The sequence below is a fragment of the Haloarcula sp. KBTZ06 genome, assembly GCF_048595605.1.
Taxonomy (GTDB): domain Archaea; phylum Halobacteriota; class Halobacteria; order Halobacteriales; family Haloarculaceae; genus Haloarcula; species Haloarcula hispanica.
This window is the reverse complement of the sequence record NZ_CP184337.1, coordinates 1,852,779-1,874,596: the sequence shown is the minus strand read 5'-3', so window position 1 is coordinate 1,874,596 and position 21,818 is coordinate 1,852,779. Positions and strand designations below refer to the sequence as shown.

The 21,818-nt window shown below is 64.7% G+C and carries 21 protein-coding genes; 10 read left to right on the top strand and 11 right to left on the bottom strand.

Annotated features, from left to right (window positions below; genetic code table 11):
- Positions 1 to 78 precede the first annotated feature (78 nt).
- Positions 79 to 1,353 carry a HEAT repeat domain-containing protein gene (locus ACNO8S_RS09730; protein ID WP_420181848.1) on the top strand — a complete coding sequence of 425 codons (1,275 nt, stop codon included), beginning with the start codon at positions 79 to 81 and terminating at the stop codon, positions 1,351 to 1,353.
- A gap of 42 nt (positions 1,354 to 1,395) precedes the next feature.
- Positions 1,396 to 3,021: a phospholipase D-like domain-containing protein gene (locus tag ACNO8S_RS09725; RefSeq protein ID WP_420181847.1), complete on the top strand. Its 1,626-nt coding sequence runs from the start codon at positions 1,396 to 1,398 to the stop codon at positions 3,019 to 3,021.
- Positions 3,022 to 3,048: 27 nt separating this feature from the next.
- Here ACNO8S_RS09725 and ACNO8S_RS09720 read toward each other — a convergent pair whose 3' ends face one another.
- On the bottom strand, positions 3,049 to 4,962 hold the full coding sequence (locus ACNO8S_RS09720; RefSeq protein WP_050036761.1) for a DHH family phosphoesterase: 1,914 nt from the start codon (positions 4,960 to 4,962) through the stop codon (positions 3,049 to 3,051).
- Between the two features lie 94 nt (positions 4,963 to 5,056).
- Here ACNO8S_RS09720 and ACNO8S_RS09715 point away from each other — a divergent pair, with 94 nt between their 5' ends.
- The 3 genes from ACNO8S_RS09715 (at position 5,057) to ACNO8S_RS09705 (ending at position 6,784) form a co-directional block, all read left to right on the top strand.
- Positions 5,057 to 5,554 carry a Mov34/MPN/PAD-1 family protein gene (locus tag ACNO8S_RS09715; protein ID WP_014040778.1) on the top strand — a complete coding sequence of 166 codons (498 nt, stop codon included), beginning with the start codon at positions 5,057 to 5,059 and terminating at the stop codon, positions 5,552 to 5,554.
- Entirely contained in the window at positions 5,551 to 5,979 is a 429-nt protein-coding gene (locus ACNO8S_RS09710; RefSeq protein ID WP_064287605.1) for an adenylyltransferase/cytidyltransferase family protein, read from the top strand. Before ACNO8S_RS09715 ends, ACNO8S_RS09710 begins: the two co-directional genes overlap by 4 nt.
- Positions 5,980 to 6,073: 94 nt before the next feature.
- Positions 6,074 to 6,784 (top strand): hypothetical protein, encoded by a 711-nt coding sequence (locus ACNO8S_RS09705; protein WP_225306769.1) that lies wholly within the window; start codon positions 6,074 to 6,076, stop codon positions 6,782 to 6,784.
- A 320-nt stretch (positions 6,785 to 7,104) separates the two neighbouring features.
- Here ACNO8S_RS09705 and ACNO8S_RS09700 read toward each other — a convergent pair whose 3' ends face one another.
- Both ACNO8S_RS09700 and ribH read right to left on the bottom strand, forming a co-directional pair.
- Positions 7,105 to 8,265 (bottom strand): pyridoxal phosphate-dependent aminotransferase, encoded by a 1,161-nt coding sequence (locus tag ACNO8S_RS09700; protein ID WP_146417132.1) that lies wholly within the window; start codon positions 8,263 to 8,265, stop codon positions 7,105 to 7,107.
- Positions 8,262 to 8,675, bottom strand: a complete 414-nt coding sequence (gene ribH, locus ACNO8S_RS09695) for a 6,7-dimethyl-8-ribityllumazine synthase (RefSeq protein ID WP_050007152.1) — start codon at positions 8,673 to 8,675, stop codon at positions 8,262 to 8,264. Before ribH ends, ACNO8S_RS09700 begins: the two co-directional genes overlap by 4 nt.
- Before the next feature lie 151 nt (positions 8,676 to 8,826).
- Here ribH and ACNO8S_RS09690 point away from each other — a divergent pair, with 151 nt between their 5' ends.
- The 3 genes from ACNO8S_RS09690 to ACNO8S_RS09680 all read left to right on the top strand — a co-directional run bounded on the left by ACNO8S_RS09690 (position 8,827) and on the right by ACNO8S_RS09680 (position 12,491).
- Positions 8,827 to 10,800 (top strand): flippase activity-associated protein Agl23, encoded by a 1,974-nt coding sequence (locus tag ACNO8S_RS09690; protein WP_420181846.1) that lies wholly within the window; start codon positions 8,827 to 8,829, stop codon positions 10,798 to 10,800.
- A gap of 25 nt (positions 10,801 to 10,825) precedes the next feature.
- Positions 10,826 to 11,971, top strand: coding sequence for a 5-(carboxyamino)imidazole ribonucleotide synthase (locus ACNO8S_RS09685; RefSeq protein WP_420181845.1), 1,146 nt, complete (start codon positions 10,826 to 10,828; stop codon positions 11,969 to 11,971).
- 232 nt (positions 11,972 to 12,203) lie between these two features.
- Positions 12,204 to 12,491, top strand: a complete 288-nt coding sequence (locus ACNO8S_RS09680) for a plastocyanin/azurin family copper-binding protein (RefSeq protein ID WP_369804294.1) — start codon at positions 12,204 to 12,206, stop codon at positions 12,489 to 12,491.
- Positions 12,492 to 12,685: 194 nt separating this feature from the next.
- Here the strand turns inward: ACNO8S_RS09680 and ACNO8S_RS09675 are convergent, their stop codons facing one another.
- Genes ACNO8S_RS09675 through ACNO8S_RS09660 form a run of 4 tightly spaced genes read right to left on the bottom strand, consistent with a single transcriptional unit; the run spans position 12,686 to position 15,139 of the window.
- Entirely contained in the window at positions 12,686 to 13,327 is a 642-nt protein-coding gene (locus tag ACNO8S_RS09675) for a 30S ribosomal protein S3ae (protein WP_050007149.1), read from the bottom strand.
- Positions 13,320 to 13,550, bottom strand: coding sequence for a KEOPS complex subunit Pcc1 (locus tag ACNO8S_RS09670; RefSeq protein WP_050007148.1), 231 nt, complete (start codon positions 13,548 to 13,550; stop codon positions 13,320 to 13,322). The genes ACNO8S_RS09675 and ACNO8S_RS09670 overlap by 8 nt, the downstream gene beginning before the upstream one ends.
- The gene (locus ACNO8S_RS09665; protein WP_420181844.1) at positions 13,547 to 14,668 is read right to left on the bottom strand and encodes a hypothetical protein; all 1,122 of its coding nucleotides are present in this window, start codon (positions 14,666 to 14,668) and stop codon (positions 13,547 to 13,549) included. The genes ACNO8S_RS09670 and ACNO8S_RS09665 overlap by 4 nt, the downstream gene beginning before the upstream one ends.
- Entirely contained in the window at positions 14,669 to 15,139 is a 471-nt protein-coding gene (locus tag ACNO8S_RS09660) for a 30S ribosomal protein S15 (RefSeq protein WP_008313088.1), read from the bottom strand. It lies immediately after the preceding gene.
- 369 nt (positions 15,140 to 15,508) lie between these two features.
- Here ACNO8S_RS09660 and ACNO8S_RS09655 point away from each other — a divergent pair, with 369 nt between their 5' ends.
- Together ACNO8S_RS09655 and ACNO8S_RS09650 are read left to right on the top strand one after the other, a co-directional pair.
- Entirely contained in the window at positions 15,509 to 17,200 is a 1,692-nt protein-coding gene (locus ACNO8S_RS09655) for a DUF7289 family protein (protein WP_420181843.1), read from the top strand.
- A 148-nt stretch (positions 17,201 to 17,348) separates the two neighbouring features.
- Positions 17,349 to 19,085, top strand: coding sequence for a polymer-forming cytoskeletal protein (locus ACNO8S_RS09650; protein ID WP_129755330.1), 1,737 nt, complete (start codon positions 17,349 to 17,351; stop codon positions 19,083 to 19,085).
- 8 nt (positions 19,086 to 19,093) lie between these two features.
- On the opposite strand, the gene ACNO8S_RS09645 is transcribed toward ACNO8S_RS09650, so the two are convergent.
- Genes ACNO8S_RS09645 through ACNO8S_RS09630 form a run of 4 tightly spaced genes read right to left on the bottom strand, consistent with a single transcriptional unit; the run spans position 19,094 to position 21,818 of the window.
- Positions 19,094 to 19,837: a DUF7289 family protein gene (locus tag ACNO8S_RS09645; RefSeq protein WP_050036755.1), complete on the bottom strand. Its 744-nt coding sequence runs from the start codon at positions 19,835 to 19,837 to the stop codon at positions 19,094 to 19,096.
- A complete protein-coding gene (locus ACNO8S_RS09640) occupies positions 19,830 to 20,273 on the bottom strand; it encodes a DUF7266 family protein (protein WP_008313095.1) in 444 nt (147 codons plus the stop codon). Before ACNO8S_RS09640 ends, ACNO8S_RS09645 begins: the two co-directional genes overlap by 8 nt.
- A complete protein-coding gene (locus ACNO8S_RS09635; protein WP_014040764.1) occupies positions 20,263 to 21,243 on the bottom strand; it encodes a DUF7261 family protein in 981 nt (326 codons plus the stop codon). Before ACNO8S_RS09635 ends, ACNO8S_RS09640 begins: the two co-directional genes overlap by 11 nt.
- Positions 21,231 to 21,818 (bottom strand): DUF7288 family protein, encoded by a 588-nt coding sequence (locus ACNO8S_RS09630; protein ID WP_014040763.1) that lies wholly within the window; start codon positions 21,816 to 21,818, stop codon positions 21,231 to 21,233. Before ACNO8S_RS09630 ends, ACNO8S_RS09635 begins: the two co-directional genes overlap by 13 nt.

Sequence of the window (21,818 nt, the reverse complement as noted above, 5' to 3'; positions counted from 1 at the left end):
TTGGCCCGGCGGCGACGTGGTTCAGCCGCCCGCCTCGAAAGGAAAACGCTCTTGGCCCGCTCCGACACAGTCTTGGACATGAGCAACGGGGACGACGAGGCCGACGCGTCGGACGACGCCGAGGCAGCAGACGAGATCGACGTGACCGCCGAAGAACTGGAATCGCGTCTTACAGAGGCCAGCGAGGACCTCGACGCCGCAGAGACGGAGGCAGACCTCGACGACGTCGAGTCGTCCCTCGACGACATCGAGAGCGACCTCGAAGCCGCCGACCTGCCCGAGCCCGACGAGGATGACGACGAAGCCGAGGACCCCCGCAAGGAACTGGAGTCCCAGCTCTCGGACCTGCGTGACGACCTCGAAGCACAGCGCGGCCCCTACGCCGAGGACGTGGTCACTATCGTTTCCGACGCAGCGGACACCGTCACCGACAGCGAGTGGACCGACGACGGCGAGGGCGAGGCCCAGGAGGCCGTCGAGACGTTCCTCGACGAAAGCGCCGAGTTCGTCGACCACGACGCCGACACGGGCGGCGATTTCGTCGCTGCCGGGGATGCGCTGACCACAGTCGTCGACGCTATCGAAGCGGCAAACCTCGACCCTGACGAGGACACGGAAACTATCGAAGGGCTCCTCGAAGCGGCGGAAACGTTGGAAACAGGGCTGGACGAAGCCGAAGTCTGGGACGACCTCACGGTACAGGAGCAACTCGACGCCCGCGGCTTCTATGATATCCTGACCAACGAGAACCGGAAGGACTTCCCGCCGGAGTGGAACGCCGCGAAGCTCCACGCCGAGGAGGGGGACTTCGAACAGGTTCTGTTCGCATACGACAAACTCGGGTCGGAGTTCTTCGACGGATACATCGTCGACCTCCTGTACAACCTCGGCAGCGACGCCGAGCCGGCCTTCGACGCGATGCACCAGCGCGCCCAGAAGCGCGACAAAGGGCCAATCGAGGTACTGGGGAAGATCGGCGACGAGCGCGCGACCGAGACGCTGCACGACTACATCGACGGCGACGGCGACCCCGCGCTCCAGAAAGTCACGCTGCGCGCGCTGGGCGCTATCGGCAGCGCGGAGTCGGTCCAGCCGGTCGCCAACCGACTCGACGCCGACAGCGAAGAAATCCGCTCGGTCGCCGCCCGCACTCTGGGCCTGCTCGGTGACACCCGCGCTATCGAGCCGCTCGGCGACATACTCGAGTCCGACGACAGCGACTCCGTGCGCGCCTCCGCCGCGTGGGCGCTCCGACAGATCGGGACCGAAACGGCGCTCGAGGAAGCCGCCCGCTACACGGACGACCGCGCGTACATCGTCCAGGCCGAAGCCGAGAAGGCGTCAAGCGCCTGAGTCAGGGAATCTTTTTATACGAACGGGCGGCCAGACGCCCCGATGCGGTCGCTCGCCCCACTCGTCTGTTGCGTGCTCGTCCTCGCCGCGATAGGTCCCCATATCGCAGTTGGACAGGCGTCTCAAGCCGGCACAACAGCCAGCCGTCCTGCGGAGCCGTCGATTCACGCGGTGTACCCGGACCCTGTCGCTGGCGGCGACGCGGGGGAGTTCGTCGTCCTTGACATCCCCGACGGGACCGACATCGGACAGTACGCCATTACCGACGGTGACGGGACTGCGGGTATTCCGAACACCAGCGCACGCGGGCGCGTCGTCCTCTCGACGGCACCGAACCGGACACGCGGGCTCACCGACCGGCCGGTCGTCGGCCTCGACGGACATCTCGCACTGGCAAACGGGGGCGAGCGGGTTCGCCTTCAGCGTGCCAATCAGACTGTCGATGCCGTTCGGTACACCGAGGCCGTCGAGGGTGAACTCGGTATTGTGAACGGGTCAGTTATCCGCTGGCGACCGCTGGGCGCGACGGACCGACCGGTCGTCAGGGCCGCCGGCAGCGAGGTACAAGCGTTCACGCTTCCGGACTCGCCCGCCGCGCCGATGCAACCGATTCGCAATGCTACCGAACGGGTGTACCTGGCCGGCTACACGCTCTCCTCGGCCAGGGTCGCCGACGCCCTCATCGCCGCCCAGCGCCGTGGCGCGACGGTCCGCGTCCTTCTCGAAGGTGAACCGGTCGGGAGCCGCACCGCCGCGGAAGCCCGCACCCTCGACCGGCTGACCGACGCCGGCGTCCCGGTTCGGGTAGTGACTGGCCCGCGCACCAGATACCGCTACCACCACGCGAAGTACGCTGTCGCCGACGGGCGGGCCGTCGTGCTGACGGAGAACTGGAAACCCGCGGGAACCGGCGGAAACAGCAGCCGGGGCTGGGGCGTCATCACGGCACAACGACGGGTCGTCGACGGGCTGAATCAGACGTTCCGATCTGACGCCGGCTGGCAGGACAGCGAGCGGTGGGGGGAGTACCGTCAGGGGCGACAGTTCGAGCAGGGCGAGCCGGCGACGGGCTCGTACCCGAGCGAGTTCCGGACGGAGTCGGTGGCCGTCCAGCGGACGGACCTCTTGGTTACCCCGGACAATGCCCAGGGCAAACTCGTCGCGACGATAGACAACGCGGACGACTCCATCGACGTCATCCAGCCCACGGTCGGAAACTGGGAGAGCCCACTTCTGCGGGCGCTCCGCCGGGCCGCGTCGCGCGGCGTCGAAGTCCGCCTCCTGCTGAGTGACGCGTGGTACGTTCGCGAGGAGAACACGCAGACAGCACAGCGGTTTCGGGAGTGGGCCGACCGCAACGACGCATCGCTGACGGCGAAAGTGGCGGACCCCGCCGGTCGCTACGAGAAGATCCACGCGAAGGGCGCCGTCATCGACAACAAGCAGGTCGTCGTCGGCAGCCTCAACTGGAACGAGGCGGCAGCGACGTCGAATCGCGAGGTCGTACTCGTGTTGCACGGCCGCGACGCGGCCGACTACTTCGGTGCCGTCTTCGACGCTGACTGGGGGGCCGGCGGGTTCGACACGCCGATTGGGGCACTCGTGGCCTTGCTCGGACTCATCGTGGTCGCCGGGCTCGCCGCTCGTCGGGTTTCGTTCGAGGCGTAAAAAACGGGTATCGTGTGTCGAGCGGCGTTACACTTCTTCCGGCAGCGCCGTCGAGCTTCCGAGCTCCTCGTCGATTTCGGCTTCGGCCATCTTCTCGACGAGGGCGTCGATGACCGACTCGCGCCGGCCCTTGACGAACTTGATGGAGCCGACGACGAGGTGGCCGCCGCCGGAGACGCCGCCGCCGTCGACCTCCTCGGTCAGTTCGGTAACCATCCGCGGGATGTCAAGCCGGACGCCGTCCGAGCGCAGGACGGCGAAGTCCGGGCCGTAGCCGATGGTGATGACGGGGTCGCCCGTCTCGGCGACCTTCCGGTCGTGGATTTCGCCGGTCGTCTTGCCCGGCGCGGGGTAGGTAAAGCGGTGGGCATGGTTCTCCACGTCGATCGTGTAGAGGTGCGCGCCGTTGTCGAGGCGCTCGTGCTCGACGTGGCTCATCGCGGCGTCGAGCTGGTCCTCGACGTCGCGCTCGGCCCGGTCGGCGAGGAAGTCGACGACTTCCCCGTGGCGGTCTCGGTCGTCACAGTCGACGTTCAGCACGTCGGTGATGAGCTGTTCGCCGGAGTTGTAGCGCAGCCAGTGGGTCGCGTAGTCCAGCGCCTCGCCGATGTCGCGCAGGTCGGCCTCGTCGTAGTCCTTCTCGCCGGCGAGGTCGATGTAGTCGCGCATCGCCTCGGCCTCGGAGCGGTCCGACAGGCCCGCGACCGCGGGGACGTGTCGGAGATCCTCGGTGAGGTCGGGGTCGATCATCCGGGCGAGTTCGACACACAGCATCCCCGTGGTGATGCGGTAGTCCTCGTCGTGGAGGTACGGATTGACGTGCTGTTCGATGAGCGGCTCGACGGCTTCCGGGTCCGGGTGGTGGTGGTCGACGACGACCACCGGGATGTCGTAGTGCCGGAGGTTACGGTAGGCCGGTGTGTCCTCCTCGGTGGAGCCGTTGTCGAGCATCAGCAGCATCGGGAGCTTCTGGCCGTGGCGGGTACGGTCCTCCAGCGCGAAGTTGAGGTCCCGGGTCACGTCCTCCATCTCGTAGTAGGGGGCCTTGCTCGGCAGGCGCTTGAGGAGGTGCTGGGGCGCGCTGGCGTCCTCGTACTGGGAGGCGATGAACGATTCCAGCGCGACCTGCAGCGGCACGCTCGCACAGAGCCCGTCGCCGTCGGCGTGGTGTCGCATGCGAATCGGGCGGCCCGAAAGCACCGTCTTGCGGAGTTCGGTCGCGACTTCGCGGAGGTCGTCCCACAGCTTCTCGAAGGCGGACCACTCGACCAGCGGCTCGACGTCGGCCGGCTCTGCGGCCTCGGCCAGCGCGGCGTCGAGGTCGCTCTCGATGTCGTCGGCTTCCTCACCGTCGAGGACGGTCAGCGATTCAGCCTCGACCTGCAAGCCGTCGTCGCGCTCCTCGGCGCGCCCGGAGACGCGGACGATGTCGTCGATTTGGACGTCGGGGTGCGCCCGGACGCCGGCCTCCTCGAAGGCGGCACAGGGGACGATACCGGTTTCGTCCCGGACCTGGAACACAGTGGGGCCGCCGGTCTGTTTGATCTGGACGACCTGGCCCTCGATGATGACCGTCTCACCGGTGGCGTCGACGAGGGCGGAGACAGTGGTCGCGTTGCCGTGGGCGACGTGCTGTTCCTCGTAATCGGCGACTCGCACTTCCTCGAAGCTCAGGTCGCCGTCGGGACGGATCTCGCCGAGTTCGACGATGAGGTCCTCGCCCACGTCGTACTGGCCCAGAAGATTAGAGTCGTGGACGAGACCGGAGACAGCGTCGGAGAGATCGACGAACACGCCGTATTCGACGGTGCCGTTGACAGTTGCGTGGTACAGTGCGCCTTCTTCGAGATCGTCGGACGTACATTGGTCCGCGAGATCGTAGACGATGGTCCCGCCGTCGGGGACCGTAGCACCGTCACCGGTGCCAGTTGGCGAAGACATTTGTCAATCCTTCGGTGCTCCCCCGTTTGTACTCTTCGGAATCCGCGGAGGGACGAACACAACGCGTAAAAAGCGTCCGGCCCGACCCCGTGGTATGGGGTTGTTCCGAACGAGCGGGATACTCGGGATCGCGGAGTCCGCACTCGAGTTCGCGCTCGCAGCCTCTGAGGAGGCCCATCCCAACGAGTATATGGGCTTTCTCAGGGGCGATGACGCCAGCAAGCTCGGGCTCGACGACGACGGGACCGTTCTGACCGATGTTCTGGTCATTCCGGGGACGGAGTCGAACCCGGTCAGTGCGACTGTCAAGACGAGCATGGTTCCGAACGACATGCGAGCAGCGGGGTCGATTCACTCGCACCCGAACGGCGTCCTCAAGCCCAGTGACGCCGACCTCGCGACGTTCGGCCGCGGCGACGTTCACATCATCGTCGGCTACCCGTACGGTCGCGACGACTGGAAGGCCTTTGACAGCGACGGCTCGGTCGTCGACCTCCCGGTGCTCGACGTGGAGCCGCCGGAGGAGTCCTTTTTCGATTTCGATCAGGCCGACATCGACGCGGAGCTACGTGAGGAGGAGTTCGATCAGTGACCCGCGTCGTCGCACAGGGAACGTTCGACATTCTGCATCCGGGCCACGTCCACTATCTACAGGACGCCGCCGACATGGGCGACGAACTGCACGTCATCGTCGCCCGCTCGGTCAACGTCACCCACAAGGAGCCGCCGGTCGTCCCGGACGAGCAGCGCCGGGAGATGGTCGGCGCGCTCAAACCGGTCGACAAAGCGCACCTCGGCCATCCCGAGGACATCTTCGTTCCCATCGAGCGCATCGAACCGGACATCATCGCGCTGGGCTACGACCAGCACCACGACGACGAGCAACTCGAAGCGGCGCTGTCCGCCCGGGGCCTCGACTGTGATATCTGCCGGGCCAGCCCGCTGGAAGCCGAGGCGGCTGACCGGCTCCTGTCGACAGGCCGGATCATCGACCGGATTGTCGACGAGCGTAGCTGACTCGGTTCCGTAGTCTGCCCACTCTTATCAGCATATTAGCAAAATTATTTTACACCCCTGTATCGCTAATGCAATCACCAGTTGGGACGATACAATGGGGATGGTCACAGTCAACGACGTCGATTCACGGTCGTACCGCGCTGTAGAGATACTGCTGCTCTTGCCGACCCTTCTGTTCGGGTTTCTCGGGCTCGGGTTGATTATTGTCGGGATAGGGGGCGAGAATGTAGGTAACGGGCCAGTTGGACTGGCCAGCATCTTCGGGACGTTCGGCATCTGGTACCTCGGTGGCATTGTCGTGACACTAATATCGTGGCTCGTAACACCGGTTGTCCTCTATTTCGATACAAAGACGCTACAGGATGCGGACGTGGACTGGGACCCGAATCCGGCCCTGTACGCGGTCGGTGGCTTCTTCCTCGGCTACCTGATGAAACTTCAACATCTGTATAAACGCCATCAATATGTCGTCGACTGGGTGGACCGGGACTGGTGGTGGACGGTTGTCGCTGTCGGGACCGTGCTGCCGCCCGTCTGCCTCGTTCTTGGAGGCGTACTTGCTTCAAGCGGAAGCATCGGTATCGGACTTGTTTTGATTGGTGTCGGTATCCTCACTGCGGTACCGTTCTCTGTCGCGATATACCGCGACGCGACTTACGTCCGACTTCACTCCGGCGCGTGGCAGCCCAACCCAGGGAGCTACGTCGGTTTCAGTGTCTTTTTCTTTCTGTTCGGACCAGTAGTGTACCCCATACTCGGCTGTTACTACCTCTTTCGCCGCCACCGGGCTATCGGGACACTGTAATCGGTGACGTAGCCCTCCCTGTTCCAGTCCGAGATACGAACGTGGTGCTCACAGTTCTTGGAGGCGTGATGTGAGTGGCCCCGATTCCAGTCTAACCACAGCCTTCGTTTTACGACAGTAACAACCGCCTCTGAGACGACGCGCTCACCGGTACTGTCGATGCCGGCCGCAATCGCCAGCGCGTACTCGCCGTCGTTCGGAACGGCTACGGTCAGATTGTCGGGGCCTGAATCAGCGACGGAGTCCCAGCCTGGCTCGGGCGGGTAGGACTCCCGAACGGTGGTCGGGGCAAAACCGTTCGCAAAACGACGGTTCGCGCGTCAGATCAGGTCGGCCTCGGCGAGGCGGTCGACGGCTTCCTGCAGGCGCTCCTTGCTGTTTGCGTAGGAGATGCGAGCGTAGCCGGGCGTCCCGAACGCGGTCCCGGGGACGGTGGCGACCTGTGCCTCCGAGATGGCCTGGTCGCACCACTCGGTGTCGTCTCCGTCGGGTGCGATTTCGGGCATCATGTAGAACGCGCCCTGTGGCTCGGGGACGTGGACGCCGTGGTCCTCGAACAGGCCCATGAGGAACTCGCGGCGCTCGGCGAAGGCCTGGCGCATCTCCTCAACGGCGTCGTCGGTATTCGTGATGGCCTCAACGCCGGCGTGCTGGACGAAGTTGACGGCACACGAGACGGAGTGGGAGTGGACCTTCCCGGCCTGGGAGACCAGTTCTTCCGGGGCCGCGAAGTAGCCCAGCCGCCAGCCGGTCATCGAGTAGGCCTTCGAGAAGCCGTTGAGCGTTATCGTTCGGTCCTCCATGCCCTCAAGGGTGCCGAGCGAGACGGCTTCGACGCCATCGTAGGTAATCTCTTTGTAAATCTCGTCGGAGATGACCGTGATGTCGTGCTCGACGGCGAGGTCACGAACGCCCTCCAGCGCATCGCGGGAGTACACCGCGCCGTGGGGGTTGCCCGGCGAGTTGACGACAAGCAGTTCCGTCTCGTCGGAGACGGCGTCGGCGAGGTCGTCCAGCGCGCCTTCAAGCTGGAAGTCGTGGGCGGCGGTGTCGACGCGGGTCAGCGTCCCGCCGGCGAGTTTCGCCATCGCCTCGTAGGACACCCAGGCCGGGTCGAGCAGGGCGACTTCGTCGCCATCGTCGATGACGGTCTGGAAAATCTCGTACAGCGCCTGCTTGCCGCCGGGCGTGACGATGAGGTTGTCCGGGCCGTACTGAGTGAGGCCGTCGTCGTGGAGCTTGTCGGCAATAGCCTCCTTCAGTTCGGGGATGCCGTTGGAGGACGTGTAGCCAGTGTGCCCGGCGTCGAGTGCGTCCTTGGCGGCGTCTTTGATGTTCTCCGGCGTGTCGAAGTCGGGTTCGCCGACGCTCAGGTCGACGACGTCTTTCCCTTCGGCCTCCAGTTCTGCGGCCTTGTTGCTGATCGCGAGGGTCGCGCTCGGTTCTACACGTTCGACGCGGGAAGCGAAGTCCATAGTCATTGTTCGAGTTCAGTGGCGAGTTCGATCGCGCTCCGGACGGCCGAGGCACCCTTGTCGGTTCGGGCCTCGGCTTCGTCCTGGCTCATGCCCGGGCCGATGATGCCCAGCGTGACGGGGGTGTCGCGGTCGAGGGACACGTCGGTCAGCCCCTGTGCGGCGGCGTTGCCGATGACCTGGTCGTGGTCAGTGTCGCCGCTGATAATCGCGCCGAGCACGGCCACGGCGTCGATATCCGACCGCCGCGCCAGCCGGTCGGCGGCCAGCGGCGTATCGTAGGACCCCGGGACGTCAATCGACGCGACAATCTCGGCGTCATTGTTGGCAGCGGCCTCGTAAGCCCCGTGCTCCATCTCCTCGATAACGGCCCCGTGTTTATCATACTGGGCGACAACCAGCCCGAGCTGCACCATACCTGACACCCGGGCAGGGGCGACTAAAGAACTACCGTTCCATGCCTCCGTAGTTCCAGACTGCTGTGCCGGCATCTGAGGTGGCCCGCTAGGTTAAAAACATGTTATAGAAACCAGAAGGATTCTAATGCCCCATGTGCTTGAGCCAGATATGGCTGAGTCGTCCCCGCTGTCTGCCCTCCACGATTTCCGGGACCGGACCCGGTCCTGGTTCGCGGACGACCCCCGCGCCACCGTGAAGCTCGTCGTCGCTGTGACGCTTCTCGGACTCGTCCTCAGAGTCGCGGCGCTCGGGAGCCGCGTCGCTCACTTCGACGAGGGCCGCGTGGCCTACTGGGCGCTCCATCTCCGCGACTCCGGCTCCTTTGCGTACCGCTACATCATCCACGGCCCGTTCATCCAGCACGTCGATAGCTGGGTGTTCACCGTCGCCGCGCCGACTGACTTCACGATGCGGTTACCGGTGGCGATTGTCGGCGGCCTCCTCCCGCTGACAGCGCTGCTCTTTCGCGAACACCTCCGGTCCGACGAGACTGTGTTCATGGCCGTGTTTCTCGCACTCAATCCGGTCCTGCTGTACTTCTCGCGGTTCATGCGCAGCGACGTGCTGGTCGCGGCATTCATGTTCACCGCCTTCGGCCTGCTCGTCCGGTTCGTCGATACCCGCAAGGCGCGCTATCTCTACGGCGTCGGGGCGTTCATGGCACTGGGGTTCGCCTCGAAGGAGAACGCCATCGTCTACGTGCTGACGTGGCTCGGCGCGACCGGTCTCCTGCTGGCGAAGGTGCTCGTCCTCCCGAACGGCTACCGCGACGCGTTCGGCTTCCTCCGTGGCGTCCCGACCGTCGGCGCAATCTGGGGGCGGATGGCGGGTCGCGTCCGGGCGGACGTAGGACTCGTCGTCGGCACGGTTCGCTCGTTCCGCGACCGCCACGACAGCGCCGCGTCCGTCCTCGCGGCGTACGCGAGCCACATCGTCCTCGCCGCGCTGGTGTTCGGCCTCGTCTCGCTGTTCTTCTACGCCCCTCGCGGGGCCGGCGTCGCCGGCATCGAACACCCGCCAGCCCCTGCCGCAAGCGGCGACGTGAACTTCTGGTCAGGCGTGACGAACCCGTCGCTGTTCCCGGAACTCGTCGGGACCACCTGGGAGCGCGTCGTCGACCAGTACAGCGAGTGGTTCTCGCCGGCCTCGGAGAAAGCCACGACCACTGAGACGGGCCTCGTCGAGTCTATCGAGACGTTCTACGAGAGCGTCGACGGCCACTACGAGGTACTGTTGAAAGCGCTGGGCTACACCGCCGCCCCGCTGGTCCTGTTCTCGGCGTTCGGGTACGCGCTCGACCGCCTCGGAACCGTCGAGCCGCGCCACCTCGTCCCGTTCGCGGCCTACGGCGGCTACGTCTCGATTCTGGGCTACCCCATCGGGACCGACATCGGCGCGCCGTGGCTCGCCGTCCACGTCGTGGTCCCGCTGTCGATTCCGGCCGCCGTCGGACTCGCTGCTGTGATCCGGTGGGGGAACGAATCGCTGTCGACCGACGACGTGACCGGCGCTGCCATCGCCGCTGCCATCGTCCTGCTCGTTACTGCACTCGTCGTCAACACGACCGCAACGCGGGTGTACACCAACGAGCATCTGGAGGGGAACCCGCTGGTCCAGTACGCCCAACCACAGGAGTCGCTCCGTGCGGATCTGGCGGAGATGGACCGGATCGCGACGGCCAACGGAAACGGCACCGATGTCGTCATGTATCACGGAGAGCGCGGCGACGCCTACGACGGCGACGACGCGTACGTCAAGGAAGACCGCGGTCAGTGGAACGACTCGTGGTGGAACACCAGACCGACCTGCTTGCAATGGCACAATTCACTGCCGCTGCCGTGGTACTACGCGGCCGAGGACGTGAACGTCTCGTGTGAGAACCGACCCGACACGCTCGCCGAACAGGCGCAAGAAGACCAGCCGCCGATAGTCATTACCCAGCAGATCGACAGCACGGTCCCCACCGAACGGCTCGAAGCCGCCGGGTACGTGCCCAAGACCCACCGAATGCGAACGAAGTACGGCTCGAACGACATGACGGTGTGGGTCCACGAGTCCTACGGGCGAGAACCGAACGGTTAACCCTGCTGCTGTGAAAGCGCGCGGTATGACGCTCACGTCACCAGGGCCGACCGTCGGCGTGGTCGGCGGTGGCCAACTCGGCCGGATGCTCGGCGAGGCGGCCGCGCCGCTCGGCCTCGAACTGCTCGTGACCGACCCGACGCCGGACTGCCCGGCAACACCGGTCGTCCGCGACCAGATCGTCGGCGACTTCGACGACGAGGCGACCTTGCGGGAACTCGCCGAGCGCGCCGACTACCTCACGTTCGAGATCGAACTGGCCGACCCCGATGTTTTGGAACGGGTCGCCGAGGAGACGGGAACGCCGATCCACCCTGCTCCCGAGACGCTCCGGACGATTCAGGACAAGCTCGTCCAGAAGCGCCGGCTGGCCGAGGCTGGCGTCCCAGTGCCGGCGTTTCGCGCCGTCGACACCGCCGCCGACCTCCGCGAGGCCTGCGAGGAACTGGGCTACCCCGCGATGCTCAAGGCCCGGACCGGCGGCTACGACGGCCGCGGGAACATCCGCGTCGAAGGCCCGGAAGACGTCGAGGACGCTGTCGACGACATCGCCGGCCCCGCGATGGCCGAGGAGATGGTCGACTTCGAGCGCGAGCTCGCGGTCATGGGCTGTCGCGGCGCGGACGAACGCGATACGTTCCCAGTCACCGAAACGATTCACCGCGAGGAAATCCTCCGGGAGTCCGTCGCGCCAGCCAGAGCGTCGAGAGCCGTCCGCGAGCGCGCACGAGGCGTCGCTCACGACGTGCTCGACGTGATGGACGGCCGCGGCGTGTTCGGCATCGAACTGTTCGAGACGACCGACGGCGAGATTCTGCTCAACGAAATCGCGCCGCGACCGCACAACTCCGGCCACTGGACTATCGAAGGGTGTCACACCTCGCAGTTCGAGCAACACCTGCGGGCCGTCACCGGCCAGCCGCTGGGATCGACCGACCAGCGGTTCCCCACTGTGTCGACGAACATCCTCGGGGACGTTTCGGAGCGCCAGTCGGCAGCATTGCGGGGCGAAGACGGGATACTGGAGACGCCACGGGCGCACCTGCACTGGTACGGCAAGCGCGAGGTGTACGACCTCCGGAAGATGGGGCACGTAACGCTGACGGCTGACGACCGCGACGGCCTGCTCGCCGACGCGCGCGGCCTCCGCGACGGACTGACTTTCGAGTGACCGCGACGGACTGACACCGGGGTTCTCCACAGTCCGGAACCGAGTGGTCTTTGACTATGCGGTCCTGAGTCACGGTATGGAGCGACGGGATTTTCTCCGTGCGGCCGGCCCGGCGGCGGTCGCAGGGCTCGCCGGCTGCCTCGGCGGTGGGAGCGCTGACACCGACTACGACGTGGGGATGTCCGCGAAGGCGTTTCGCCCGGTTCGCATCGCCGTCGAACCGGGGACGACCGTGCGGTGGCTCAACACGAGCAAACAGGGCCACTCGGTCACGGCCTACGAGGACGACATCCCCGACGACGCCGACTACTTCGCCTCCGGCGGCTTCGACACCGAACAGGCGGCCCGCGACAACTGGGGGAGTTCCTCCGGCGGGACGATGTACGAGGGTGACGATTTCACCCACACCTTCGAGGTGCTCGGCGAACATCCCTACTTCTGTATTCCACACGAGCGAGCCGGGATGGTCGGGACCGTCGTCGTGACCGAAAACCCCGAAACGGCGACGAGCGGCGAGTAGCGACACTGTCGCTTTTGCCGAGTCTTTTTCCTGTCTGCGCTGAGTGGGTCTTCTACGCGCTGTTTTGCGGTATCGGTCGCTAACTCGTGTCCGTCGTGTGAAACATACGTCGGAGAGTAGACTCACGCCTGCCGCGTCGCTAGGGCTCGTTCTCTCACTCCGGCCGAAAAATCGAACGTCGGTGCTGGAACGCGTTAGGCTTCGACGTCGACGTCTTCTTCGTCCACGTCGACGGCCGTCTCTTCTTCGGCGGCGACTTCTTCGGGCCGCGCTTCGAGCGTGGTCTTCTTGATCTCGACGCGTCGGAGCGGGTAGATGTCCTTGGCCTCGCCGTAGATAGCCGAGGAGAGACGCCCTTCGACGACGCTGTCGATCAGCTGTTCGAAAGTGCGGTCTTCGGCCGTCTCGCGGACGAGGTCGATCATCGTCCGGCGAATTGCCTTCTCCTGAGAGGCGTCGGCCTTCTTCGTCGTCACGGCGACTGGCTGAATCTGGACGCGGTAGTCGTCCGTGGTCAGCACGGTGATGTAGGCCTCGACCTTCGAGGAGCCGCGGCGGACGAGCGAGCGGAGGTAGTCCCGCGTGAGTTCGTGGCGGATGAACTCCGTGTACGCTGAGTCCGAGGCAACCTCGTTGATCTTGAAGGTCAGCTTCGTGTTGTTCTCGCTGGCGTCGTTGGTCAGTTCGCCGAGCGTTGTTTCGATGGTGCGTCCGAGCACCTTGTCCGGTTCGTCTGCCGGTGTCTTACCGAGAACCTCCCGGTCGAACTGCTCGGGAGCCTGCACGGTGTACCACCGTTTCTGTTCTGCGCGCTTTGAAACGCTTCGTTCACTCATGATTGGATTGTGTGTGTTGGTCTGCGAGCTGTGCTGCAACCCGGATGTTGACGACGTAGTCGTCGACGGTCGCCTGCAGGCCGCTGGTCGAGTCGCGCTCGACGGTGGTGACCACCGCGTCGCCCTCGACGCGCGTGGTCATCTCGTCGGTGTTGTCGGGCCGCACCGCGCGTGCGACGCGTTCGGGCGAGTCGTGTGTCGTACGAATCTCGGCCCGTCTCATACTGCCTCCCGGAACGCTTCGATGAAATCGGCCGTTGAAACGTCGAACCGAGCGCGTGCCCGGTCGCCGGTCCCGACGGCATCGCCGCCGACCGTCTCGGCGGCAGCGTGCATCGTTTCGGCGACGTCCCGGCCGTCCGTGGCGCGGGCCGCGGCCTCCGTGTCGGTGACGACGAGCGTCACTGGCTCCGGAGCGCGGAAGTCCGCGAACAGTCTGGCGACGGTGCCGGTCGGCATCGCGTCGCCGCGGGCGACGAACAGACCGTCGTACCGCCCTGTGGTCGCCTCGGAAACTGCTTCGTGGGCGCGCGTGGCGTGCGAGCGCCAGGCGGCCAGGGCGTCCTCGCGGACGGCCTCGTGGCCGAGTGCGAGCGCGACGGCAGTGCCGGGCTCTTCCCGAGCGACGGCGTCGAGCACGTCGGCGTAGCCGCCGACCGTCTCGAAGGGGCCGCCCACCGTTGGTCGGAGCGCGCGCTGGACCGCATTGGCGGCCCGAGGCGGCGCGTCCGCAGTGACGGCCAGGGCGACCAGCGACGCGAGGCGTCGGTGGTCGTCGGCCGAAAAGTCCGCAGACTGAATCCGGTCCGCGTCGAGGCCCAGGTCGGCGAGCGTGGCCCGCGCTGCGTCGGCGTCGCCCGAGAAGGGCGCGACAAACAGCGTCGAGTGGGCCAGCCCGTCCGCGAGGTCCGTGCCCGGCACTGCGACGCCGGGTCGGCGGTCGAGCCCTGCCTGCTCGGCGGCTTCGGCAACAGTCCCGTCAACGTCCCCGGCGGCAATCGTGCCGGCCAGGGCGAGCGCGGCGTCGGCCGTGCCGAGTTCGCGGGCGGTCTCGAAGGCGGTCGCGGCGGCGCGGTCGGTCAGCGTCACGTCGGCAGTCGGCTGCGTGCGACCGATGGCGACAGTGATGTCGGTTTCCGTGGTCCGGTCGGGGTCCTCGAACGGGCGGACGACGCTCACCTGGAACGGCGTGTCATCGAGCGCCCGCGCCAGCAGGCCAGTCGCAGCCAGCGCCTCGCCGGTCGCGTCGCTGACGAGGCGCACAAAGGCGGCCTCCCGCAGCGACCCGGCGAGGTCACCGGGCGACGTGGCTGGCGTCGGTTCCCGACCGGTCGCCGACATCTATTCGAGACCCAGCGCTTCGACGGCGTTGTCGTAGCTGTAGGTGAAGTCCTCGTCGACCTCGTCACCGCGGTAGTAGTCGATGAGGCGTCGGATCTTCGACTGCGTGTTCTGGAGCGCACGCTTGTTCTGGTAGTCACCGGGGTTCTCGTCCATGTGGTCGCGAAGGCGGACGGCCCGCTCGAGCAGGTTCCGAAGGTCTTCCGGCAGGTCCGGCTCAGCTTCGTTCTCCTCGAGGATCTCGGTGACTTTCTTGCCGGTCGCGAGCGAGACGTCAGGGATCGGCGTGCCCTGAACGCCCTCGTCGCGCAGCTTCAGGCCGATCTCGCTGGGCGAGTGGCCCTGTTCGGCCAGTTCGACGACGCGCTCTTCGATGGCGTCCTCGTCGACGTCGCTCCACTCCGGGGGTTCGTCTGCCGCCGGTTTGTCCGAGTCGGACGAACCGCGACGGCGTGTATGCATTCGTGCCATTGTAATCTGGTTGGAACCGCACGAACCGCTCTCGTTACGAGGCGTATTGGCACTGTACAGTGCCGAACACGGCCGCAATCCCGAGCTGTGAAAGTCCACAGCGAGTCAGATTTGCGGTCGTGCTGTTCCCATCTCCCTGTCTGAGAGGGCGCGACTAAACCGTTCCGCTTCCCGGTCGCGTCTCGAAACGAGGATAGCCGCGAAACCCGTTTCACAGCCGAGCGGCTTCACAGTATTACGATTGATAACTCGCCCTGCTTCTTTAAGTGAGTTGTTAGAGTAGATATGCGTAGTATGGGTAGCGCAGGGCGGAGACTCGGCAGTCGCGGGCAGAGTGCTCCGCTCGGGCTAGCGCTGGTTTTTGCGGTGATGATTATATCGACGACGGCGGTCGTCGCACTGGGTGCTGACGCAATTACGAGCACGCAGACGCAACTCGACGCGGAACGAACGGAAAAGTCGCTGACGGAACTCAATTCCAAAACCGCGCTCGTGGCACTGGGACAGACGGACGTACAGCAGGTCTCACTTCCTGCGAGCAGTTCGAGCACCTATCGTATCGACGAGGACGCTGGGTGGATGAACGTCTCCTATCAGAATACAACGTCCGGGAGTCGGACGACCGTATTCAACGAATCGATGGGTGAGGTGGCGTATCACGGCAGTGACGAGACGCGACTCGCGTATCAGGGCGGCGGCGTCTGGCGGTCCAGCGGTGACGGAACGTCGGTGATGGTGTCCCCGCCCGAGTTCCACTACCGGGACGCGACGCTGACGCTCCCCCTGGTGACAGTGAGCGGGTCCGGGACAATCAGAGACCGCGCGTCGATCACCCACAACCGAACAACGTCGCACTTTCCGAACACCACGCGAAACGCGAACTTCACGAACCCGCTGGAAGACGGGAAAGTCAACGTTACCCTCCAGAGCGAGTACTACCGCGCGTGGGGCGGGTACTTCGAGGAGCGAACGGACGGTGACGTGACGTACCACCCCGACAGCAATCGTGTTTCGATCGTTCTCAAGGTCCCTGCAGGGCCGCGAAAAGTCCGGAACGCCGTCGCCGCGACGAGTGATTCCGGGTCGATCAAACTGAGCGGGAACGATGCATTTACCGACAGCTATACCTCGGCAGACGGGGACGGGTACGACGCCTCCGAGGCCGGTGACGGCGGCGATCTCACGACGGCAGGTGATGTCATCGTCACCGGGAGTGCGGAACTGAATGGAAACATCACCTCGGGCGGTCGCGTCGAATTCAGTAGTAACTCGATGACGTTCAACGGTGACCGGGTAGAATGGGCGGACGCATTCGACGACAAACACGGAGCGTGTTCCGGCTCTTGTTCCGACGAGCAGATCAGTTCGTTCGGTGATACCACCAATATCAACTCCCATGTCGACACACAGGTCGACGACCTATCGTCGTCGAACGATAACGGGGGAACGATAGCCGACGACGGCGTCATCGACGGGACCGAGGGGACGACGACCCTGTCCGCGGGCCGCTATCACGTCGACAGAATCGACCTCAGTGACGACGTGGAGTTCGACACGACTGGTGGAAACGTAATCATTGGCGTCGAGAACTACGTGAGCCTCAACACCGGAAACGATATCACGGTGTCCGGCCCGAATCAGGTGAAGATTTACGTAAAAGGCGAGTCGCCCGCGTCGGGCGGGAGCGCTGACAGCTATCACTTCTTCACACGGGCGAGTGAGATCAGGACAACCGGGGCGGTCAGTGAGCGGTCGACGCAAGTGTGGATCTACGGCAAAGATAATCTCCAGGCCCGGATGGAGAAGAAAGGGTCAGACAAGTCCAAAGTCACTGGCGTCATCTACGCGCCGGGGGGAAAGACCGGAACGAGCAGGTTCGAGATATGGAAGAGCGAACTCTACGGCGGTGCGGTCACCAGCCAAGTCGAACTGGAAAAGGGTGGCAGAGTCCACTTTGACCGGGCACTCAAACAAGAGCGTACAATTCCCAAAGACACGAGCGTGGTTGCGATCACCTATCTCCACATCTCGACGAACGACGTCAACATCACGTCCAATTGACCGCCGACACACCTCACTTCATCACTACCAGAAATGGTAGCACTTAGCGTCGGTCGGTTTTTGTTGTGGCTGCCATAGACAGTCGCTGGTAGCGACTATTGACGGGACGGCCAGCAGCCTTATCAGCTGTGATAACTACTGTTGGATAATGCGATTCCCCTGGGGTCAGGGTCGGGGTCAGCAACGGGCACAATCAGCCCCGCTCGGGCTGATACTGGTTCTCAGTCTCGTCATCGTCGGTTCCGGCGTCGTTGTCAGCCTGGGAGCGACGGCGCTGGTCGATACTGAGGCCGGGCTCGACGTCTCCCGGGCGGAGACGGGGATGACCCAACTGGACTCCCAGGCGGCCCTGGTGGCGCTTGGGAACGCCGACAGCCAGCGGGTGTCTCTCGTCGGGACGGACAGATCCACGTACCGAATCGACGACACTGCCGGTCGGATGACCGTCAATATCACCAACCACTCTGCTTCGCCCCCGACCACCGTCACGCTGATGGACGAGCGCCTCGGCGCGGTTGTCTACGAAAACGGGAACCAGGAAGTCGCCTATCAGGGCGGCGGGGTGTGGCGGCGCTCCGACAGCGGCAGTGTCATGGTTTCACCGCCGGAGTTCTACTACCGCGACGCGACGCTGACGCTCCCACTCATCACCGTCCGCGGTGACCGCTCGCTTGGCTCGCGGGCGAGTATCTCGAAGGACGGCACGACGCAGGTGTATCCCGACCAGGCAGCTGGGAACATCAATCCGCTGGATACCGGGACGGTCAACATCACCGTCCAGAGCGAGTACTACCGGTCATGGGGGCGCTACTTCGAAGAGCGGACCGACGGTGACGCGTACTACGACCACGAAAACGACAGCGTGACCACGACGCTGGTCGTGCCGACGGGGCCGCGAGAAGTGACGAGCGCCGTCGCGGCCACGTCCGCCGGCGGACAGATTACGCTCTCCGGTAGCGGTACCGACCCCGCTCGAACGGACAGCTACAACTCGTCTGTCGGCGACTACTCGACCTCACGGGGGTCGTTCGGAACGATCACCACAGCCGGTGACGTGTACGTGAAAGGAAACAGCGAGGTGGACGGCTCCGTTCGATCCGGTGACAGAGTCGAGGTCAAGGGAAGCGGCGTCGTCACCCGTGACGTGGAGTACTCGACTACCAAGCACATCAAGGGCACTGTCAACGGCGATGTCAGACAGATCTCGGGCGTCGAGGGAGCCGGCGCTATCGACGGCCTGGTGAACCGGCGAGTCGCCAACGCAAGCGATACCAATGACAACGGCGCGACCAGCAGTATTTCGGGGAACCAGCTCGACAGCGGCGACCAGACGCTGGGCGCAGGCACCTACTACTTAGAAGACCTGACACTGAGCGGCGAGACGCTGACGATTAACACTGGTGGTGACGACGTGACCATCGCCGTCCGGGACTACGTCTACATCGAGAACAACGGGCAGATAAAAGTCAACGGTGGCGGGAAAGTCCGCCTCTACGTCAAAGGCGAGGCGACGTCCGCCAGCGGTCACCACTTCCACATCTATCGCACCGGGGACGTCAACATCGACAACGCCAATAACTCCAAGCAGTTCTGGGTGTACGGTCAGTCGGACTTCGACGCCGTCATCGAGGGGGACACCGATACTCCGCAGTTCGAGGGCGTGATTTACGCACCCGCCGGCGGCGTCGGTGCCAGCAGCGTCTCACTCAAGAAGGCGGAGCTGTACGGCGGCCTCGTCGCCGGGTCAGTCACGGTGGATAACGGCGGACTGGTCCACTACGACCGGGCGCTCAGAAACGAGCGGGCCGTCCCGAAGAACACGAACATCATCCGGCTGACGTACCTCCACGTCTCGAAGAACCGGATCAACGTGACCAGCGGGTAGTCGACCGGCTACTGGTCGATGTCGACCGCAATGTCGTGGTAGACGACGTACGTCCGCTGGATGCCGCCGGAAGACGACGTGAAGTTACACCAGCCGTCGGCCCCACAGGCGAACCCTTCCTGCTCGAAGTACGACTGCCAGAGTGCCTCGCGCTGTGGAGTCGAGTCGACACTGACGTTGACGTGTTCAATGTTCCCACCGGTATCGGCGAACGAGACGTTGCTGCTCCGGTGGTTCGTCCGGACGAGCACCGTCGACCCGCCCAGGCTCTGCTGGCCACTGGCGGTCGTGCCGACCACGGTGATGAGCACGCGGTCGTCTGAGACGAGTATCGGTGGCGTCCGTTTTTGTATTCCGCTGTCCCGGTTCGTCCGATACACTGCCCCTGCCTCGTAGACGAGCTCTCGCTCCTGGTTGCCGGCGTAGATTATCGGTCGTATCTCCCAGGTCCCGACGTCTTTGGGGGCAGTCCCGTCGTGGACCTGTACCGATATCGTCGTGTTTTCGCCCGTCCTGAGCGTGGCTTCACCGAGGCTGACCTCCGTCGCACGGCTCGGCGCGCCCTGTTTGTGGAGGTCCGCGATGTTGTCGGAGAGCACGTCGAACGCCCGTTCGGCGTTCTCCATCTGCTCCGCGTCCCGAGCGTTCTGTAACGCCCCCAGCCCGCTCACTGAGACGAGTATTATCGATGCCACGATGAGGCTGAACACCAGGGCGAAGCTCAGCACCTCACTTACGGCGCGGTCAGCCATCTCGCACCTCCAGTTGATCGTTCGATTCGTCGTAGAACACGGTTATAACACCGCCGCCAGCACTGGAGTCCCCTAGGTCTGTCCGGGTTTTGAGCAACACAGTCACCGACACGTCCGGCGACGTCGATTCGAGCGCGAGTTCATCGGCGCCGGCGTCAATCGAAACCCGGTAGCCGGTTCCACTCACCCGCGCCGGGAACGTGTGATTCAGCCGCGCAGTCGGGTCGTCGTCGGCAGCGACCACCAGCCGGTCGATACGGGCGATGTCGGCGGCGACCTGCTGTCCGACGACCTCGAGTTCGTCCCTGATGACCTGCTCCTGCCGATTCTCGACGAAGTTGCCGCCGGCAATGAGGAGCCCGGACACCAGAATCGAGGCGATGGCCAGGCTCAGCGTGTAGCTCAGCGTCGTTGAGACGGCACGGTTACGACGCATCTGGCTCACCCGGGGCCACCCGTATCTTTGCCTCGTACCGGAGGTTCGACGTGTCGTAGCGGTAGCGGACGGTCACATCGTAGATTGCGGTTGTGCTGAACGGCGACGCGGGCGCTGTATCGAGCGTGTAGGCCCGCTTGCTATCGCGGACAACCATCGAGTAGTTCCCCCTGATCTGGTCGCCCGACTCGTAGCTGATGTTGTATTCGTCGCCGACACCGTGAGCGAACCGCCCGTCGAAGCTCCCGCCCTGGAGCGCGAGACACGGCTCGCCCTGGACTGTTCCGCCGGTCACGTCGATGTGGGCGTACGGCTCCTCGATAGGGACAGCACACGTCTGTGTGCCACTCGGTGTGTCGACTTCCACGTTGACCGTCCCGCTGGGTCCGACGTCACCCCAGACCCGCATCGTCCATTTCGGGTTGCCGCCGGTGCCGTTCGCTACGACGACGAACTCACTTCCCGAACTGGGGAGCTGTGTCGCGTTGATGACGAACCGTCTGGTCGCGTTCGTTCCGTCACCCGGGCGCGTGACCCGCTCTCTGACCATCCAATCGGCGCTCGGTGTCGCCTCGCCGGATTCGAACAATGACGTGTTGGTCTGGGCGATCCGCGTGCCGTAGGTCGGCGGGCCGGCGAGTGTGACGTTCACCAGCGTCCCGCTCGTGACCCGCTGGCGTTCCGTCTGTGTACTGACGGTCCCGATGCTCTCACGCACACCGGTTTCGAGTGTTGTTTGGGTCGAGTAGTTGTACTTGTTCGCCGCGGTGATGCCGCCCCCGACGTTTGTCTCCACCATCGCCCGCATCTCCAGCGCGTCGTTGCTCCCGGCGACCTCGCCCCGACTCGCGAGGTTCTGCGTGTAGATCGCGGAGTTGACGACCAGCGCAAGCCCGATGAACGTCACCGCCAGGGCCAACGCGGCGATGAGGATTATCTGTCCGCGGTCGTCGTCGTTCAGATGCGCCACGCGACCACCTCTACGCTGACCGTGTTGTAGACGTTCTTTCCAGTGTCCGAAACCGTATAATCGGTCGCTGGGTCACCGAGCCGCGTGCTGTTGCGCGTCCCGTCCGCATCACGCAGGTGGTCGTCGTCCATGAGCGTGATTGTGTGGCTCGCACGCACCGCGTTGTCGCTCGGTTCGCCGCTGTAGATGTATCGTGTCGTGACGGTTCGCTCCTGCGTGTTCTGGAACCTGAGATAGACGTTGTACGCGATTCCCCGCTGGTCGAACGCGCGTTCTAACAACTCCCCGAATCGATTGTCCGGCGGCCCGTTCGTGTAGTACTCCCGACCGCCGGCCGTGTTGTGGAACTGCGCCGTGCTGTTGTCCCAGTAGAGCACAGCCGGTTTCAGTGCGTCTTCTGCCGCCGCGGAGGCGAGGACGCCGTGGCCGATTGCCTGCTGCTGGTTCTCGATGTGCTGACTCGACGTGCTCGCGGACAGCGGCGTCACCGCCGTCATCTGCAGCGCGAACACCAGGCTCGCGAGTAACAGCATGCCGCTGACGATGGCTTCGAGCGTGTGTGCCTGCGCGCGCAT

Bases quoted from the DNA above. Each gene is read 5' to 3' on its own strand.
- ACNO8S_RS09730 (WP_420181848.1), top strand. From the start codon at position 79: ATGAGCAACGGGGACGACGAGGCCGACGCGTCGGACGACGCCGAGGCA.
- ACNO8S_RS09725 (WP_420181847.1), top strand. From the start codon at position 1,396: ATGCGGTCGCTCGCCCCACTCGTCTGTTGCGTGCTCGTCCTCGCCGCG.
- ACNO8S_RS09720 (WP_050036761.1), bottom strand. From the start codon at position 4,962: ATGTCTTCGCCAACTGGCACCGGTGACGGTGCTACGGTCCCCGACGGC.
- ACNO8S_RS09715 (WP_014040778.1), top strand. From the start codon at position 5,057: ATGGGGTTGTTCCGAACGAGCGGGATACTCGGGATCGCGGAGTCCGCA.
- ACNO8S_RS09705 (WP_225306769.1), top strand. From the start codon at position 6,074: ATGGGGATGGTCACAGTCAACGACGTCGATTCACGGTCGTACCGCGCT.
- ACNO8S_RS09700 (WP_146417132.1), bottom strand. From the start codon at position 8,265: ATGACTATGGACTTCGCTTCCCGCGTCGAACGTGTAGAACCGAGCGCG.
- ribH (WP_050007152.1), bottom strand. From the start codon at position 8,675: ATGGTGCAGCTCGGGCTGGTTGTCGCCCAGTATGATAAACACGGGGCC.
- ACNO8S_RS09690 (WP_420181846.1), top strand. From the start codon at position 8,827: ATGGCTGAGTCGTCCCCGCTGTCTGCCCTCCACGATTTCCGGGACCGG.
- ACNO8S_RS09685 (WP_420181845.1), top strand. From the start codon at position 10,826: ATGACGCTCACGTCACCAGGGCCGACCGTCGGCGTGGTCGGCGGTGGC.
- ACNO8S_RS09675 (WP_050007149.1), bottom strand. From the start codon at position 13,327: ATGAGTGAACGAAGCGTTTCAAAGCGCGCAGAACAGAAACGGTGGTAC.
- ACNO8S_RS09670 (WP_050007148.1), bottom strand. From the start codon at position 13,550: ATGAGACGGGCCGAGATTCGTACGACACACGACTCGCCCGAACGCGTC.
- ACNO8S_RS09665 (WP_420181844.1), bottom strand. From the start codon at position 14,668: ATGTCGGCGACCGGTCGGGAACCGACGCCAGCCACGTCGCCCGGTGAC.
- ACNO8S_RS09660 (WP_008313088.1), bottom strand. From the start codon at position 15,139: ATGGCACGAATGCATACACGCCGTCGCGGTTCGTCCGACTCGGACAAA.
- ACNO8S_RS09655 (WP_420181843.1), top strand. From the start codon at position 15,509: ATGATTATATCGACGACGGCGGTCGTCGCACTGGGTGCTGACGCAATT.
- ACNO8S_RS09650 (WP_129755330.1), top strand. From the start codon at position 17,349: ATGCGATTCCCCTGGGGTCAGGGTCGGGGTCAGCAACGGGCACAATCA.
- ACNO8S_RS09645 (WP_050036755.1), bottom strand. From the start codon at position 19,837: ATGGCTGACCGCGCCGTAAGTGAGGTGCTGAGCTTCGCCCTGGTGTTC.
- ACNO8S_RS09640 (WP_008313095.1), bottom strand. From the start codon at position 20,273: ATGCGTCGTAACCGTGCCGTCTCAACGACGCTGAGCTACACGCTGAGC.
- ACNO8S_RS09630 (WP_014040763.1), bottom strand. From the start codon at position 21,818: ATGCGCGCGCAGGCACACACGCTCGAAGCCATCGTCAGCGGCATGCTG.